The organism is Clostridium sp. UBA5988 (assembly GCF_002435615.1).
GTDB classification, from domain to species: Bacteria; Bacillota; Clostridia; order Clostridiales; family Clostridiaceae; genus Clostridium_J; species Clostridium_J sulfidigenes.
The window spans coordinates 34863-51775 of sequence record NZ_DJBA01000036.1 but is presented as its reverse complement, the minus strand read 5'-3'; the positions used below and the strand labels follow the sequence as shown (position 1 = coordinate 51775).

Annotated in this window: 15 protein-coding genes and 1 other annotated feature; of the genes, 1 reads left to right on the top strand and 14 read right to left on the bottom strand. The window is 28.9% G+C overall.

What is annotated here, in order from left to right; all coding sequences use genetic code 11:
• Nucleotides 1-16 precede the first annotated feature (16 nt).
• Complete coding sequence (locus tag B3J31_RS10245; RefSeq protein ID WP_150844045.1) at nucleotides 17-697, bottom strand: ATP-binding cassette domain-containing protein; 681 nt, start codon at nucleotides 695-697, stop codon at nucleotides 17-19.
• 51 nt (nucleotides 698-748) lie between these two features.
• Nucleotides 749-3268 (bottom strand): FtsX-like permease family protein, encoded by a 2520-nt coding sequence (locus B3J31_RS10240; RefSeq protein ID WP_150844044.1) that lies wholly within the window; start codon nucleotides 3266-3268, stop codon nucleotides 749-751.
• A gap of 278 nt (nucleotides 3269-3546) precedes the next feature.
• Between B3J31_RS10240 and B3J31_RS10235 the strand changes: the two genes are divergently transcribed.
• Nucleotides 3547-4857, top strand: a complete 1311-nt coding sequence (locus tag B3J31_RS10235) for a helix-turn-helix transcriptional regulator (RefSeq protein ID WP_346867683.1) — start codon at nucleotides 3547-3549, stop codon at nucleotides 4855-4857.
• Between the two features lie 176 nt (nucleotides 4858-5033).
• On the opposite strand, the gene B3J31_RS10230 is transcribed toward B3J31_RS10235, so the two are convergent.
• From B3J31_RS10230 to B3J31_RS10175, 12 genes are all read right to left on the bottom strand, one after another.
• Nucleotides 5034-6272 (bottom strand): MFS transporter, encoded by a 1239-nt coding sequence (locus tag B3J31_RS10230; RefSeq protein WP_346867684.1) that lies wholly within the window; start codon nucleotides 6270-6272, stop codon nucleotides 5034-5036.
• 245 nt (nucleotides 6273-6517) lie between these two features.
• Nucleotides 6518-6928 carry a carboxypeptidase-like regulatory domain-containing protein gene (locus tag B3J31_RS10225; protein ID WP_346867685.1) on the bottom strand — a complete coding sequence of 137 codons (411 nt, stop codon included), beginning with the start codon at nucleotides 6926-6928 and terminating at the stop codon, nucleotides 6518-6520.
• Nucleotides 6929-6993: 65 nt separating this feature from the next.
• Nucleotides 6994-7782 carry a GTP pyrophosphokinase gene (locus B3J31_RS10220; protein WP_035132458.1) on the bottom strand — a complete coding sequence of 263 codons (789 nt, stop codon included), beginning with the start codon at nucleotides 7780-7782 and terminating at the stop codon, nucleotides 6994-6996.
• Between the two features lie 102 nt (nucleotides 7783-7884).
• Nucleotides 7885-8574, bottom strand: a complete 690-nt coding sequence (locus B3J31_RS10215) for a metallophosphoesterase (RefSeq protein ID WP_346867686.1) — start codon at nucleotides 8572-8574, stop codon at nucleotides 7885-7887.
• A 41-nt stretch (nucleotides 8575-8615) separates the two neighbouring features.
• On the bottom strand, nucleotides 8616-8882 hold the full coding sequence (locus tag B3J31_RS10210) for an EscU/YscU/HrcU family type III secretion system export apparatus switch protein (RefSeq protein ID WP_346848949.1): 267 nt from the start codon (nucleotides 8880-8882) through the stop codon (nucleotides 8616-8618).
• A 16-nt stretch (nucleotides 8883-8898) separates the two neighbouring features.
• Nucleotides 8899-10536: a hypothetical protein gene (locus tag B3J31_RS10205; protein ID WP_346867687.1), complete on the bottom strand. Its 1638-nt coding sequence runs from the start codon at nucleotides 10534-10536 to the stop codon at nucleotides 8899-8901.
• A gap of 101 nt (nucleotides 10537-10637) precedes the next feature.
• Nucleotides 10638-11867, bottom strand: a complete 1230-nt coding sequence (gene tyrS / locus B3J31_RS10200; protein ID WP_035132465.1) for a tyrosine--tRNA ligase — start codon at nucleotides 11865-11867, stop codon at nucleotides 10638-10640.
• 103 nt (nucleotides 11868-11970) lie between these two features.
• Nucleotides 11971-12195: a binding site (T-box leader), on the bottom strand.
• Between the two features lie 68 nt (nucleotides 12196-12263).
• Nucleotides 12264-12674: a hypothetical protein gene (locus B3J31_RS10195; RefSeq protein WP_150844036.1), complete on the bottom strand. Its 411-nt coding sequence runs from the start codon at nucleotides 12672-12674 to the stop codon at nucleotides 12264-12266.
• Nucleotides 12675-12960: 286 nt separating this feature from the next.
• A complete protein-coding gene (locus B3J31_RS10190; RefSeq protein WP_035132469.1) occupies nucleotides 12961-13164 on the bottom strand; it encodes a heavy-metal-associated domain-containing protein in 204 nt (67 codons plus the stop codon).
• Between the two features lie 180 nt (nucleotides 13165-13344).
• Nucleotides 13345-15780 (bottom strand): heavy metal translocating P-type ATPase, encoded by a 2436-nt coding sequence (locus B3J31_RS10185; protein WP_346867688.1) that lies wholly within the window; start codon nucleotides 15778-15780, stop codon nucleotides 13345-13347.
• Nucleotides 15781-15793: 13 nt separating this feature from the next.
• Nucleotides 15794-16060, bottom strand: a complete 267-nt coding sequence (locus tag B3J31_RS10180; protein WP_150844034.1) for a metal-sensing transcriptional repressor — start codon at nucleotides 16058-16060, stop codon at nucleotides 15794-15796.
• 146 nt (nucleotides 16061-16206) lie between these two features.
• Complete coding sequence (locus B3J31_RS10175; protein ID WP_150844033.1) at nucleotides 16207-16776, bottom strand: ECF transporter S component; 570 nt, start codon at nucleotides 16774-16776, stop codon at nucleotides 16207-16209.
• Nucleotides 16777-16913: the final 137 nt, after the last annotated feature.

The following is a 16913-nucleotide window of genomic DNA, read 5'->3' as shown; positions in this document are numbered from 1 at the left end:
AATCTATTCCTTATTTTTAATTGATTCTTTTATCTTCTACAATCTGTCCATCGAATAAGGTTATAACTCTATCCGCTCTCTTCGCTATATCCTTATCATGAGTTATCATTACCAAGGTTTGATTATATCTCTTTATAGATGAAGTAAGCAAATCTAGAACCTCATTACTATTTTTACTATCTAAATTTCCTGTTGGTTCATCTGCAAAAATTATTTCAGGCTTATTAGCAAGTGCTCTAGCTATAGATGTTCTTTGCTGCTGCCCACCTGATATCTCTCCTGGTAGATGATTGGCTCTACTCTCTATATCTAAAGCCTTCATAATTTCCTTAATATGACCATCATCAACTTTTTTGCCATCCATAAGTAACGGAAGCTTTATATTCTCTTCCACTGATAGTATGGGAATTAAATTAAACGCTTGAAATATAAAACCTATATTTCTTCTACGAAAAGCAGACAAATCATTTTCATTCATAGTATATATATCCTTATCATTTACATATACATGTCCACTTGAAGGTCTATCAAGAGCTGCTAATAGATGCAAAAGTGTACTTTTACCAGAACCACTCGGACCTACTATAGCTGTAAATTCACCTTTATTTATAATTAAATTTGTAGGTTTAAGTGCTACAACCTTACTATCTTTACTTCCATATTCCTTTCTTAACCCTTCAGTTCTTAATAATTCCATATGATATAACCTCATTTCCTTCTCACTATATAATAATTAACTTTCTCCAATTTATTCTATATCTCTAATACTTTCTACGATACTGGAATTAAATAAAATCTTAGATGGCAATACCGCTGCCACTATAGTAATTATTATAGTTACTGCTAATGTACTTATAACATTAAGTACTGGAAAGCTCCAAGTTATTTCTTGTCCAAAAATTACTTTTGACTTTGACGCAATTATTATAGAAATTAAACTTCCTAATACTACTGCAATTCCTCCAGAAACAACTCCATATATAGCTCCTTCTCTCCTTATAATCTTTTTTACTTGTTTTTCACTTAATCCCATTGCTCTCATAAAACCAAATTCTTTTTTTCTCATAATAGCACTCATATTCATGATATTAATAAGATTTATTATACTTACTATAGCTACAACTATAACTACACTATACATAGCAAATACTATTTGAATATTATTTCTTTTCACCTTTTCTAATTCTTCTCTAAAAGATAATATTTCCAGATCCCTTTCATCATTTAACTTCTCTTTTATTAAAGCTTCTGTTTTTTCATAATCAGCTCCTTTATCAAGAACTAAATCAAAATGTTGATATCCATATACATTCATATAGTCTTCCATAGCTTTTTCACTTACAATAACCATGGCTGATGCCTCTTTGTCAATACTTTTGAGTGCTTCTTCACTAATAATGGCCCCTACCTGAAAATCAGGCATACCAATTCCTAAAAAAGTTCCTGAAACATCAAACTTAGCACATTGTAATCCAAGTATATCTCCAACCTTAATATCCGTATAATTATTTCCATTTAAATGTTGAGCAAGAATCAAAACCTTCTCTTTTTTCATTTTTTCTATATCAATGTCTCCTTCAATGATATATTCCTTTAGTTTTTCCAAATCTTTGTCAGAGTATCCATAACTTTCAATGCCCAATTCATACCTGTTTTGTTCTAGTAATTGATTTAAAAATCCACCCATTTTAGCTTCCGTTTCTAAATGCTTTATTCCATCTTCCGTAAACATTTCTTTAGGAAATTCTATAGTTGTAGATTTCTGTTTTGTTTTTGAAACAATCTTTACTCCTGGTATAGAACTTACTTTTTCATCCAATATCCCCATTTTAGAATTAAGTTTGAAATCAGCTCCAAAACTATCTTTGAAAACTGCTACTGGATTTGTTGAACCTATAATATAATTTATAACCATAAACATAGTTATAGTTATTATCAATGATAGTGAAGTAGTTAAAAATCTTTTCTTATTTCTTAACAAATTAGTATACGCCATACGCCCTTCAAAACTAACTCTCCGTGAAATGTTCTTCTTACCCTCTAATGATGCTCTTATTTTATTTCCATCTAAATTTAAGTTATTACTTCCTGAAATTGCTCTTACTGGAGATATTATGGAAGCTTTTTTAGCTGGAAAATATGACCCTATTAATATGGTTATTACTCCTATAAATATTGCTATAAGCAATATTTTAATATCCATACTAAAAACAGATCCTAAATTATCTATTCCTGTTGATATTTTTATAATTAATCGTGTTACCCAATTCCCAAGTAAGATACCTAAAGGTATAAATACAATAGCCATAAGAAATCCTTCACCCAATATCATCATTTTTATTTTCCAAGGAGGACATCCAATAGCTCTAAGCATACCTATTTCTTTAGTTCTTTCTGATACACTTACATTAAATATGTTATAAATAATGATACTAGAGATTATCATTAATACTATAAATATAAAATACATGATGGAATCATACTTTTTATACTGGTCTTTTAAATCTAATTTTGCATAATTTAAAGAAAAATCACCTTGACTATAATCTGATTCTACAAATTTCTCTACTGCTGTTTTAGGAGAAAACCTTGGATTTACAGTGATATATGCTCTACTCTCAGCCTCTTGAGTTGTTACTTTATTCCTATTTAATAATTCTTCTGCGTAAGTGGGTGTTATATATGCCTTCCCTTCTCCAGGTGCATAATAATTTCTATACGTATTTTTAAATAATCCAGTTATAATAAACTCAGCTTCATCATCTTTATAAAAAAACTCTGTATTTCTACCTCTATAGGTAATTTTATATGGAATCTTTATCTTATCACCTATATTATATTTCTCTGGGAATAAATCCAACATCCATTTTTCTATGGCTATTTCATTATCCTTCTCTGGATATTTACCTTCAATAAGTTTAAAGTTTAAAATTTCAGTAGCATTGTCATCATAAGATGCTATTTCTAATGTATTTTCAGTATTAGGTATGTCATATCTTCCAACTGGTATAACTACCGTCATATCTTCTATCATATTATCCTTACTTAATTCATCAAAATTAAAGAATCCTCTTGTATATAAATCCATATCATATATACCTCCAGAATCATCTACCATTTTTTGATATAATGATTCTTTTAACGCTTCAGATATAGTGCTTAAAGAAACTATAAGAGCCATAGAAAGCATTATTCCCAATGCTATAAATACAATTCGTTTCTTATTTTTTATAATATACCTAGGAATAATTGACCAAAAGCTTTTCATGTAATATTCCACCCCTATTCTACTTCGCAATTATATGCTTAATACTGTATTTAATTAAATCATGTTAATTTAATTCTATTTATAATTTCCTCACCTTATATTATTAATTTTACATATGTTTTAATTAATTGTAAAATCATGTAGTTATATGTTTAATTTTCCTATATAAAGCTATATAATAAATATATATTTATTCTCACTTATACTATAAAATCTAATTTGTTTTTTTTAATGTTCTCACAAAGAACATTTTTAATTTTAGCAAAAGGAGTACTCTTATGAATAAGTTAGGACATAAAATAAAAATCTTAAGAAAAGCTGCTAATCTTACCCAGGTTGATTTAAGTTGCGATATTTTAAATCGTACATCATTAAGCAAAATTGAAAATGGCAATTTAAATCCATCTTTACCACAGTTAGAACATATTTCAGATAAGTTAAAAATAAGCATCTCTGATTTAATAAGTGATGATGACATTTCTTTATTAAAATTTAATTTCAATAATAATAAGTTGTATCTCAAAGAATTATATGACAACGAAAAATATTTTGATATAATCGATAAAGCTAATGAACTCAGACTATCGGACTTTAGTTCATGTTACTATTTAGGAATGAGTTATTATAAAACTGAATTAAAGAAAGATGCAAAGAAGTATTTAAGCAAATGTGAAATCTTGTTTAATAGGTTTTCTGAGGCTGATAAATACATATATGTTGAGAATTTATGTATAGCCCTTAATTCACTAAGAAAAATTGAAATTAAATCCTTTAGTGATGATATGAACTTAAAATACTTAAAAAAAACTTTAAATTATTTAAACTTATATAATCACTGCAAGTGTGAGATCTATTTTATAGTAAATAATAATATAAGTGCTTATTACTTGTTTAATGAGGAATATGAAAAAGGTATAAACTTCATTGAATACTTTTTAAAAAACAATATTAAGATTAATTCTCCTACTATGTTGTGCTCTTTTCATCTTAACCTTAGTATTGCTTATTTTTCAATGAAAAACTATGTTAAAGCTATAGAATATATAAAGAAATCTATATTCTTTTATGAATATATTGGTAATAATCTTGAAGCAGGTGAATGTTATCTAAACTTGTTTAATTCTTATTTATATAATAACCAGCCTAATAAATGTCATGAACTTCTAGAATTTTTATATAAAACTTATGATGATGTAAGACTTATAAACATTTATAGAGTATTAGAATTGGCCTTAGTTTACAACGTTAATAATATAGAAAAAATTATTAATAAAAGTAGATATATAAACTATACATCACTAAGGTATAAAGCAAAAATGGATTATGATTTTATCCTTGCAAGAGCTAACTTTATAATTGGAAAATATAAGGTATCCTTAAGACATTACAACAAATGCTTAAAATATTTAATTCAAAACAAAAAGTACTTAGATTTGTATTTTGCATATAAAGATATGTTTAGTATCACTGAAAATGTTAATTATGAATTAGAATCTATTAATTATAAAAAGTTATATGATAATGAAAAATATAATCACCCACACCCAAATGTAACTTCTCCACATTATTTTTCTTATATTAACAAGTAATTAATATACCCATAATTTAAATGTACTTCGTCTCATATACATTCAAAAGTATAAGTTTAAATAACTAAAATGCAGGTTTTAAAATTCATTAAAGAAAATAACAGAAATAAGGAATAGATTGCTTCCTGCTAATCTATTCCTTATTTTTAATAAAATTAAGTATAAAGTTTTTAACCTTAACCTACGTTATTAATATTTTGTTCATAGCTATTACTCTTATCACTATTTGAAAAAAGTTTGTATATTACTAAACCACAAAGAAGGAATACTACTCCTGTTATTATAAATACATTTACTATTGAAATGGAATCTATAGCCCATCCACAAATTGATGACATTATAGGTGAAGATGCTAATATAACTGTTGATAAAAGTGCTCCTACCCTACCATAGTAGCTAACATCACAAGTCTTTTGGATATCTGTAGATGCCCACATCATTATTATAGAACCAATAATGCCCACTAATAAAAACATAGTTAATGCTATATACCTATGATTAAATAGACATACTAATAATACCCAAATTCCCATTATAGTAAAACCATATAAGTATGCACTTCTCAACTTTAAATTTTTCTTCGCTAACATAGGATATATTACTGCCCCCAATACAGTTCCAATGGAGAATGTTGTCATAAAATAACCAGACCAAGCTTCTCCAAGACTTAAATGAACATCACTAAAAATAGGTAAAAATGATGTTAGAGGGATTACGCCACAATTTATTATAAATATAACTATAAGCATTATAGTTATATTTTTGTTAGATGCTATATACTTTCCTGCATCCCTTAAATCAAATAATATTTCTTTTGGATTGGTAATATTTTTATTTTCAACCTTAGGGAGGGATATAATTAGTGCTGCAATAGCTGATATGAAAAATGTTATTGCATCTATAACAAATAATATTTCTTTATTTAAGGCTACCATAATAACCCCTGCTACTACATAACCTATAGACCTCATTATAGAATTAGTGGTGGTAGTTAAACTATTTAAAAGTGGTAAATCCTCTTTAGGTGTTACTTGAATACTTGCTACTCCATAGCATGGCTCATAAAAACTCTCAGCTATTGATGCTACACTTGCTAAAATATAAATATGCCATAAACTTATTATATTAAAATACATAAATACCGGAATCAATATTAAGGCTACCGCCCTCACTAATTCACATATAAACATTATTGCTTTTTTATTGTATCTATCTACAATTACTCCTGCAATTGGTCCTATAACTATATTAGGAATTCCACTAAATAACATAACCGTTCCCATAGCAAGTCCAGACCCTGTTAACTCATATACTAAATACATAAGTGCTAAGCTTTCAATAGCATCACCAAATCTAGATAAAGCTCTTGAAATCCATAAAATCATAATACTTCTGTTTCGTAATATTCTATTCATATGCTTCCTCCCTTATTTCATCTCTCACAATATATTTTACATATATTTTAACTAATTGTAAAATATTATATATATGTATATAATTAATTTATATATAACATAAATCCATTAATTCTCACTTATGCTATAAAATCTATTTTGTTTTTTAATATTCTTACAAAGAACATTAAAAAGTTTTAGCAAAAAGAGTATTCTATGAATAAGTTAGGACATAAAGTTAAAAACAGAGGAAAATCTCCTCTGTTTTATTTTTCACTATGATTTATTGGTAATTTTCTTTCACTATTATCAGAATTTTTACCTTCTCTTATGGTTATGCAACTATGTCTTGCTTCTTTATCTTTTATGGTAATGGGCCTAACATAAATATCATCATGCCATATTTTTATTAGATAGGTCTTATTTGGTGGTAATGGACCAAATAAAAATTGACCATATTCATCTGTAAAAGTATGTGTTATAGGTAGTATACTTAATGGGTTATTTGGATCTTCAAGTATGATTAACTTTACTACTGCATCACTAATTGGTTTATTATTTTTATCAATTACTCTACCATAGATAACACCTCTGTTATCATCACCAGTTTCAACTTTAGCATCTACATACTTATCTCCATAAGTAGTTGATTGAAATTTAATTAATTGTTCACTCATTTTATACCTCATGAAATATTGCTTATATCATCATATGAGGAATATAAAACTTTTGTACCAATGAATTATTTGTACCTTTCAAGAACCTTTTTAGTTTCTTCTAATAGGCTTGTAAGTTCAAATACGTCTCCTACTTCTAATAACTTATTAAGCTCTTCTGTAAACCTTGATGCTTCTCCAGTTTTCCCTAGGGAAGATATAGTTAATATATTTTCCACTATATTACTTACTAAAGAAGATTTTACCTCAAATAGCTTTTGAGCATCCTTTATTTCATCTTTTATTGCTAACATTTCTGTATCTAAGTTAAAGGCTGCATCTGCTGCACTTTTAAGCTTTCCTTTAATGTCTATTGGTATAGCATGCTTATATTTATAATTTAAAGAATGTTCCACTGTAGCCCAGAAGTTCATTGCCAAAGTTCTTATTTGAAATTCAGCAAGCACTTCACACATTCCAGATGCCATATTTACTGGATACTTTATAATCATATGGTAACTTCTATAACCACTAGATTTTACATTAGTAACATAATCTTTTTCATAAATTATATGCATGTCTTTTCTTTCACGTATTATATTTACTACTTTATCTATATCATCTACAAATTGGCACATGATTCTCAGTCCAGCAATATCTTCCATTTCATACTGGATTCTATCTAAAGGTATATCAAATTTATTAGCTTTCTCTAGTATACTGGAAACCTCTTTAACCCTACCCGTTACAAATTCAATAGGTGAGTATTCATTTTTCTTTCTTAATTCTCTTCTTATACTTCTAAACTTTACTTTTAATTCCTCTACTGCTTGGTCGTATGGAATTAAAAAACTCTTCCACTCAATAACTGCCATATATGTCATTCCTTTACTAACCAATTCTATTAATCCGTATTTAATTATATCATATAATGGTATTTTTTATGGTATTTTATATGACTTTTATTGAATTTTTTATTAATCTAAAATCTTAATAGGAGTAAAATCTATATAATCACAGGATGTTAAAATATACTCAACTCCATCTTTTTTTCCTTCAAAAACATTTAAAAGTCCTCCACCATGAAGATGTCCATAGATTACCTTATCCACTTTATATTCCTTAAACATTTCTAAAAATTCATTTTCCTGCATATTAGGAAATATAGGTGGATAATGAATCATACATATTATTTTTTTAAAACCACTTTTTATGGCTGCATCTATGGAAAATCTTAATCTTATAAGTTCTCTATCATAGATTTTTTTATCGTGAGAATTAAATTTGGGATTATTCTTTAAAATCCATCCCCGACTTCCACATATAGCATAATCCTCATATGCGAAAAAATTATTTTGGATAAACTCCATCCTATTAAACATAGAATTAAGCTTAGTAATTCCAGTCCACCAATAGTCATGGTTTCCCCTAACAAATATTTTTCTCCCCGGAAGATTATTTATAAATTCTAAATCAGCCTTGCCATTTTCCATATTCATAGACCATGAAATATCCCCTGCTACTAATACTGTATCTTCATCTTTCACAATTCTAATCCAATTTTTTTTTATTTTTTCATCATGATTGCTCCATTTTTCCCCAAATATATCCATAGGCTTTTCTCCTGTTGAGGCTAGATGAAGATCTGAAATTGCATATAATGCCACTTAACCACCTACTATCTATTTCATAATCTTTTTATTTAAATTTATTTGTACTTATTATCTATCTCCATAACATAGGCTATAACCTTTGCCACTACATCATAAAGCTCATAAGGAATTTCACTATCTATATCAACTTTAGTAAGCATATCTGCAAGTTCATCATTATATACAATAGGTACATCACTTTTTTCTGCTTCTTCAAGGATTTTATCAGCTACATTACCCATACCTGCTGCTGTAACCTTTGGAGCATTCTGCCCATATTCATATTTTAAAGCTGCTGCTTTTTTTCTCTTTCTATCTTCCATATAAGCACACTCCTAGCTAAACTCTAGTATTAATTGTAGTGAAATCATCATCTTCAAAGAAACTTCTGCAATTTGAAAAAGAAAAATCATGTTTTTTCTCTTTTATAAAAATATTGAACATATACTTACTATCAATTAAGTCATTAATTAACTTTCCCTTAAATCTTTCTAATATCTTTACATATGTGGCTTCACTCTCTATTTCAATAGTGGCCGAATTTTTATTAACGGTTAAATAAGCATCTACCTTTTCCATATTTACAGTGGCTACACTAGCGGCTATTTTAATATTTTCAGTATCTAACTTTTTTCCTTTACTTCTTTCATCCTTAATAATCAGCTTACAATCATATTCCTTATCTTTCATATCCAGTGGAACATTAAGAAAATAATAATTATTATTTATTGTATTAAACATTTTAAACTCTTGAAACTTGGTTTCTAAGTTTTGAATAACATTATTAAAAGTACTAGTTTCTTTCTGGGATAACTTAATTAATTCCATTAAATCATTTTTTATAAAGGATATTTTTTCTCTTAATTCATCCTTTACCATATTGCTTGTTATACTTCTAGCTACCATGATATCTGATTTAAGCTGCTTAAAGAGTTTATTAGTGCTATCTACTTCGTCATTACCGTGAGATGCCATTTTCCCCAGAAGATCATCTTCATCATTGACTATTCCTATTGTTCTTTCATTTATAATATCATTAGAATGCTTTCCTTCTTTGTTTACCATCTTTTCTGAAGATAATATAGCTTCTTTATTTTCTAAGCTTTCCTTTATTGATACCATAGGTTGAGAACTATCTTTTTTAGAATAGATTAATTTATCGCCTTCACTAATAGTTGAATTCCTATTAACAATACCTTCTCCCTGTGTATCTTTATTAATATTGCCAATAATCTGCTCTTTAATAACATTGGTAGTTTCCTTTATCTCTGGTAAAATACTGTATTCATTAGAGATAACCTTTGAAAAAGCTTTGATATTATGTTCATTTAGCTTTATATCCAGAGCTTTCATAACAAATACATCATCTATCTTTAAGTTCTTAATTTCATTTAAAACTCTACCTAAAGTTTCTTTTATTTGTTTAGCTTCAGAACTATTATTTTGTATTCCTTTAGCTTCTATAAATTTATCAATGAATTTATTTAACTCCTTAGGAGAATTATTGCTTTGATCTATAAATTCCTTAAGTCCCTTAATTTCTAAAAGATTTTCTTCTGTAATTGGAATATTGTTCTTAAGCATAGATTTTAATATAGGCACATCCTCTTTGCCTACTGGAAAATCTAAATTCTTAAGGAGTTCTTCCATTAATGGATCTTTAATAGCTGAGTCACCATTGTTTCCAAGGCTATCTATAACATTTGATTCTAATATTCTAAGAAGAAATTTTCCTCCTTCAAATCCATCTAGTTGAAATTTAAACATATAATCATCTAAATTTTCCTGAAGTATTTCTCCATCTACCCTTGCCGGAAATACTCTTCCATCAAGTAACTTTATTATAACATCAGTTGTACTTCCCTCTAACCTTAAAATTCTAGCAGAAAATGAATCTCCTTTTTTAAAGGTGAGCTTGTTAAAATCATCTCTTGTTGTATAGTTTTGTACCATATTAATTTTCCATACATTTGACATAGACTTCACCCCCTATTAAACTAATCGTATCATTTTCAGTTTAGTGAAGTATATTACAAAAACAATGAGTATACCATTAGGCATACTCATAAATTTTTTTACTAAGCTATCACTAATTTATAGAATTTTTTCTTTCCTCTTTTTATTAAGGCATATCCATCCTTTTCTAGGTAGCTTTCATTAAATGTTTCATTAACATCTTCTATTTTTATATCATTTATAGTAAGTCCACCTTGCTCTATAAGTCTTCTTCCTTCTTTCTTAGATGGAACAATACCTGTTTGTGCTATTATATCAAGAATTAAAGCAGCTTTCATATCTTCAGCAATTTCTACTGTAGGTACATTGCTCATGTCTACTCCACCACTAAATAGAGCTTCTGCAGCCTTTTTAGCTCCTTCTGCTTCTTCTTCTCCATGGATAAGTTTTGTAACCTCATAAGCAAGAACCTTTTTAGCTTCGTTAATTTCTGCTCCTTCTAAAGCTGAAAGTCTTCTTACTTCATCCATTGGAACAAATGTTAGTAGGCATAGACACTTCTCTACGTCTGCATCATCAATGTTTCTCCAGTATTGGTAGAATTCAAATGGTGATGTTTTATTAGGATCAAGCCATACTGCTCCATTGGCTGTTTTACCCATCTTATTTCCTTCACTATTTGTAAGTAGTGAACATGTCATACCATAAGCTGATTTACCTTCTTTTCTTCTGATAAGTTCCATTCCAGCTAAGATATTTGACCACTGATCATCTCCACCTAATTCCATTGTGCAATCATATTTTTTATTCAATACGTAGAAGTCATATCCTTGCATTAACATGTAGTTAAACTCTAGGAATGATAATCCTTTTTCTAATCTTTGTTTAAAGCACTCAGCAGTAAGCATTCTATTAACTGAGAAGTGTGAACCTATATCTCTTATAAAATCCACATAATTTAAATCTAAAAGCCAGTCTGCATTATTTTCTAGGATTGCTTTATCATCACTAAAGTCTATTAGCCTTGAAAGTTGACCTTTTATACAAGATATATTGTGATCAATTTCCTCTTTAGTTAGCATTTTTCTCATATCTGTTCTACCTGATGGATCACCTATCATTGCAGTACCACCACCAACTAAAGCTATGGGTCTATGCCCTGCCTTTTGCATATGAGACATAAACATCATAGCAATAAAATGTCCTATATGAAGACTATCTGCTGTGGGATCAAATCCTATATAAAAAGTTACCTTTTCCTTTGCAAATATTTCTTTCATTTCTTCTTCATGTGTTAATTGTTTTAAAAATCCACGTTCCTTTAAAACGTCATATACATTGTAATTTTCCATAACTTCCTCCAACATCTTATAGTTTTTTTACTTTAATCTTCGGCTATGATTTCAATTTTAACAAATATAATTAAGAAACTAAAAAAGTCCCTAGTATAAAAATACTAGGGACGAAAATTTCCGTGGTACCACCCAAATTTATAATTTAAAGTCTTTAAAAGAATTTAAATCATTCTCTTCCTTAATAACGTTAGGAAACCGTAACAGCCTACTACTACTTCGACCTAAGACTCTAAAATGTATTTCATTAAAATCCTTTACTGATTTACACCACCCATCAGCTCTCTTTAAAATTCATTTAATTACTTCTTTTCTTCATCGTCTCTTACTATATTCTATTTTAAATACATATTACTATTATTATTATCATTTTTCAAGAGTAAATACTAATTTTCTCTAAACAACATATTTTTTAATAGTATCTGGTATATTATTTTCTTCACAACTAACGTTGGCATAAAAGTCAACTTTAAATTTTTCTGATAAATATTCTAATTTATTTAGTATTGAACTAAAATCATCTGCATCATTACATATGTCACTCAAAATACCGTCTATAAATATACTTTCCACATCATAGTCTTTAGATATTATGCCACATATAAAACCGTAAAAATCTTTGTAATTATGAATATTAAAGTCTTTAGAACATATAAACCTTATGTTCTTATGAATACGTAGGAGTCCTCTTGTGTCATCATCGATATACACTAGATTTCCTTTTGAGTTACTTACCTTTGAATTAGCTAAATTCATTAATGCTTTTGTTTTCCCAGAGCCTTTTTCTTTACAAAATACTTGAATCATTTTAAACGCCCCCAAACTTTTTAATAAAATACATTAACTTTAATAGTTATATTATATAATATTCAGAATATTTAATCAATAGTTCCTATTAACTTATATATTTCTGTTATTTTAATTATATGTGAATAATTAGTACATTATTATTATTTTATATACATAATAAATTATTCTTAAATATACCTTCTTAAAACCATAAGTAATAAAAATGCCTTAAAGTTTACTTCCATAAAAATCCAGTAAACTTTAAGACATTTATTATTTTTCTGTTATATATTTTATAGTAATTCTATTCTATTCCTACTACATCATATCCTTCTTCTTCTATAGTAGCTTTTAAAACATCATTACTTTCAGTAGCTTCTACTAAAGCATACTTCCCCTCTAAATTAACTTCTACTTCTGAAACTCCAGCTAACTCCTCTAGAGCATTTTTTACGTGGGCTACACAGTTTTTGCAGCTCATTCCTTCAATTAATATTTTCTTTTTCATCACTTTCTCCTCCTAAAATATATATTAGTATGATAATTTAATATTATCATTAGAATTATCAAATGCCTTTAAACCCTGATAAACAGAACAAATAGTTAACTATTTATATAGTTTCCTATTTATATAGCTTAATATTTATATAGTTTCCTATTTATATAGTTTTCTATATAAATAGGAATGTTAAGCTTTAAATCTTCTAAGTCTCAATGCATTTAATAATACTGATACTGAACTTAGACTCATAGCTCCTGCAGCTATCATAGGATTTAATAATGGGCCACCAAAAATGTGTAATACTCCCATAGCCACCGGTATTCCTAATACGTTATAACCAAAGGCCCAGAATAAATTTTCCTTTATATTTTTAATAGTTGCTTTGCTTAGTTTTATGGCTGATATCACATCCATTAAGTCACTTCTCATAAGAACTATATCTGCTGATTCAATGGCTACATCTGTTCCTGATCCTATTGCTATTCCTATATCAGCCTGGGCAAGGGCTGGAGCATCATTAATACCATCACCAACCATGCCTACTCTATTTCCATCAACTTGAAGCTTTTTCACTTCATTTGCTTTATCCTCTGGTAAAACCTCTGATAATACTATATCTATACCAACTTGTTTCGCAATTGCATCCGCCGTTCTCTTATTATCTCCAGTTATCATAGCTACTTTTATGCCCATTTTGTGCAGACTTTCTATAGCATTTTTACTACTTGCTTTAACAGTATCTGCTACAGCTATAATTCCAGCAGCATTTCCATCTATAGCTATATACATTGGTGTTTTTCCCTCTGAAGCTAATCTATCAGAAGTTTCATCTAAACTTGAAATATTAATGTTTTTTTCCATCATAAGTTTTTTATTTCCTAGAAGAATAGATTTTTTATCTATTTCTACTTCTATACCATGTCCTGGAATAGCATTAAATTTATCGATCACTTTTAGGCTCAACCCTTTTTCCTCTGCATCTTTAACAATAGCTTCACCAAGTGGATGCTCTGATCCCTTCTCTGCACTAGCTGCTAAAATAAGAATTTCTTCCTCTGATTCACCATTAGTTATAATATCTGTAACCTTAGGTTTTCCCTCTGTTATAGTTCCTGTTTTATCAAATACTATGGTTTTTAATTTATAAGTAGTCTCTAATGGTTCTCCACCTTTAATTAAAACACCATTTTCAGCACCCTTTCCTGTTCCCACCATGATGGCAGTTGGCGTAGCAAGACCTAAAGCACATGGGCAGGCAATAACCAATACTGCAATAAATATGGTAAGAGAAAAAATAGGTGTTTCACCAGCAATCAACCAACCCACTGAAGCAATTATTGCAAGACCTATAACTACAGGTACAAAGTAGGCTGATATAACATCTGCTAGTTTAGCAATAGGTGCTTTTGAACCTTGAGCATCTTCTACTAGCTTAACTATTTGTGCAAGAGCAGTATCTCTACCAACTCTAGTGGCCTTATACTTAATAAATCCTGTTTTATTAATACTAGCCCCTATTACACTACTTCCCATAGATTTTTCAACGGGTATGCTCTCTCCTGTAAGCATTGATTCATCTATAGATGTATTTCCTTCTATAACTTCTCCATCTACTGGCAACTTTTCACCTGGTTTAACTAGTACTATATCACCAACTATAACCTCTTCTACAGGTACTACAATTTCTTTGTTATCTCTAATTATAGTTGCTGTTTTAGGAGCTAACCCCATTAAAGCCTTTATAGCTTGAGAAGTTTTACCTTTTGATACTGCTTCTAAATATTTACCTAAGGTTATTAAGGTTAGTATTACTGCAGCAGATTCAAAATATAGATGCATTGCATACTCATGATCTCCTTGCATTATTTTATATATAGCAAATATACCATATATAAAAGCAGCCAAAGTTCCTATGGATATTAGTGAGTCCATGTTAGGACTTAGTTTAACTAAATTTTTAAGTCCTACCTTATAAAACTTATATCCAGCTATCATTACTGGTAAAGTTAGTATCAACTGAATTAATGCAAAGTTTAACGGATTTGTCATAGGATCTATTATAGATGGAAGATGCATCCCCACCATGTGACCCATTGTTATAATTAGTAATGGAACTGTAAAAATTAGGGAAGATATGAACCTTGTAAGTAATTTGCTAGCTTCACTTTTTTCCTCTCCTTGGTTTTCCTTATCTTTTACTTCCTCTTTAATTAACTTATAGCCTGCTTTATCTACCGCAGCTTTTATATCACCATAGGATATCTCATCTTCATTCACTTTAATAGTAAGCTTCTCTGTGGCAAAATTTACTGTAGCATTTTCTACTCCATCTAGTTTTCTAGTTACTCTTTCTACTCTATTAGCACAGGCAGAACAAGTCATTCCTTCTATTTTAAAATTGTAGGTTTTTACATTTTTCTTTACGCCATATCCAGCTTTAACTACAGCTTCCTCAATCTTTTGAGAATTTAAATTTTCCTTATTAAAATCTACAGTTAAGGTTTCTGTAGCAAAATTTACATTTGCTTTTTCAACCCCCTCTAACTTACTAATTGCTCTCTCTACTCTATTGGCACAAGCAGAACAAGTCATTCCTTCTATTTTAAATGATTTATTATCCATGTTTTCACCTTCTTTATTTTGTAATTATCTTTTCTAATATATTATTTATTTCCACAATCTTTTCATCCATATTATTATTTATTGCTGCATCCTTAACACAATGATTTAAGTGTCCTTTTAAAATTTCTAAGTTTGATTTCTTTAATAAAGCTTGTGATGCTAAGATTTGATTAGAAATATCGATACAATACCTACCATCTTCTATCATTTTGATAATCCCATCTATCTGACCCCTTGCTGTTTTTAACAATTGCAAAGCTTTTTTTCTTTCTTCACTCATCTTTTACCTCCCCTCCCCCCTCCAGGGGGTATATCTACATAATAGTACTCCATTTATATATTGTCAATAGGTTAATTTTTTATTTTAATTTAGTTTGCCCCAAAATATAAAAAAATAAAGCACCACCTTTAGTGATGCTCTATCTATTATAAATATTTAGCTAAATATTTTTTTAACGGTATGGAAAGTGGCAATGCTATAGCAATTCCCCCTGCTACTTGAAGGATATTAGCTGGTATATCCTTTAAAGCCACTATAAATCCTTGTCCAATAGTTGGTATTCCATATACAAAGTGATTTAAGCAACCTCCAGCAAGAAAATATCCCAAAATCATAACTATTCCTGCTACAATGAATGCAAATAAGTTATTCCAAAATTTATCTCCTTGATAATCACCTCTATAGGCTATAGCTCCTGCTATATATGCCATAACTCCTTTTATAATAAATGTAAATGGCGCCCATATATAGTATGGAGAAAACAAATCAAAAAATGTCATACCTATAGCGGCAGCCACAGCTCCTCTTTTTTTTCCTAGTAAGATGGCACATAAAAATAGTACTGCATCCCCTATATGTAAAACTGCATTGTCTCCCACTGGTATAGCTATAACTGCAGTTGCGATATATGTTAATGCTGCCATAAGTCCTATTTGAACTATTTCAATAATTCTAAAACTATTTCTCGATGCTTTTATTGATGCCTTTTCTTTCATTTAAAGTCCCCCTTTATGATTATGCAACATTGTACCCATACAACAAATTTAGTATCCATACAATTAAATTATACATTAAATCTAAAGAATTTCAACCTTATTTTTTAATATAAAAGAATAATATTAAATATTTTACA

Excerpts from the sequence above, each read along its gene's own strand:
- B3J31_RS10245 (WP_150844045.1), bottom strand. The coding sequence starts at position 697 with ATGGAATTATTAAGAACTGAAGGGTTAAGAAAGGAATATGGAAGTAAA.
- B3J31_RS10240 (WP_150844044.1), bottom strand. The coding sequence starts at position 3,268 with ATGAAAAGCTTTTGGTCAATTATTCCTAGGTATATTATAAAAAATAAG.
- B3J31_RS10235 (WP_346867683.1), top strand. The coding sequence starts at position 3,547 with ATGAATAAGTTAGGACATAAAATAAAAATCTTAAGAAAAGCTGCTAAT.
- B3J31_RS10230 (WP_346867684.1), bottom strand. The coding sequence starts at position 6,272 with ATGAATAGAATATTACGAAACAGAAGTATTATGATTTTATGGATTTCA.
- B3J31_RS10225 (WP_346867685.1), bottom strand. The coding sequence starts at position 6,928 with ATGAGTGAACAATTAATTAAATTTCAATCAACTACTTATGGAGATAAG.
- B3J31_RS10220 (WP_035132458.1), bottom strand. The coding sequence starts at position 7,782 with ATGGCAGTTATTGAGTGGAAGAGTTTTTTAATTCCATACGACCAAGCA.
- B3J31_RS10210 (WP_346848949.1), bottom strand. The coding sequence starts at position 8,882 with ATGGAAGATAGAAAGAGAAAAAAAGCAGCAGCTTTAAAATATGAATAT.
- B3J31_RS10205 (WP_346867687.1), bottom strand. The coding sequence starts at position 10,536 with ATGTCAAATGTATGGAAAATTAATATGGTACAAAACTATACAACAAGA.
- tyrS (WP_035132465.1), bottom strand. The coding sequence starts at position 11,867 with ATGGAAAATTACAATGTATATGACGTTTTAAAGGAACGTGGATTTTTA.
- B3J31_RS10195 (WP_150844036.1), bottom strand. The coding sequence starts at position 12,674 with ATGATTCAAGTATTTTGTAAAGAAAAAGGCTCTGGGAAAACAAAAGCA.
- B3J31_RS10190 (WP_035132469.1), bottom strand. The coding sequence starts at position 13,164 with ATGAAAAAGAAAATATTAATTGAAGGAATGAGCTGCAAAAACTGTGTA.
- B3J31_RS10185 (WP_346867688.1), bottom strand. The coding sequence starts at position 15,780 with ATGGATAATAAATCATTTAAAATAGAAGGAATGACTTGTTCTGCTTGT.
- B3J31_RS10180 (WP_150844034.1), bottom strand. The coding sequence starts at position 16,060 with ATGAGTGAAGAAAGAAAAAAAGCTTTGCAATTGTTAAAAACAGCAAGG.
- B3J31_RS10175 (WP_150844033.1), bottom strand. The coding sequence starts at position 16,776 with ATGAAAGAAAAGGCATCAATAAAAGCATCGAGAAATAGTTTTAGAATT.